The 262-nt window shown below is 72.5% G+C and carries 1 protein-coding gene; it reads right to left on the minus strand.

Annotated elements, in window-relative coordinates:
* Positions 1–165 precede the first annotated feature (165 nt).
* Positions 166–262: trehalase family glycosidase (locus tag SB658_RS24930; protein ID WP_410603092.1), on the minus strand; the 97-nt coding region annotated here is incomplete at its 5' end.

Here is a 262-nt window from a genome sequence, read left to right on the forward strand (position 1 = left end):
GCGCTGATCCGCTGCCTGGCACCCAATCGTCGCGTGCGCGTGGAGATCACGGTCGACAGGTAAGTCGTCGCGCCGTGCAGGGAGGCCGGCGATCGCCACCGGCCCGGGTCGTCTTCGAGCAAGGCGGTCCTGGCCGCGTGGTGCCCGGGCGCACGGCGTTCAGGGTCACGGCGCCGTGGGCGGGTACAGGACCAGCAACTGGCGGGCCACGCCATTGCTCCAGCCGAAGCCGTCCTGCAGCGGATACTCACCGCCGCCGCCG

It is taken from the genome of Bacillus sp. SIMBA_008 (assembly GCF_046535495.1).
Taxonomy (GTDB): Bacteria; Bacillota; Bacilli; order Bacillales; family Bacillaceae; genus Bacillus; species Bacillus subtilis.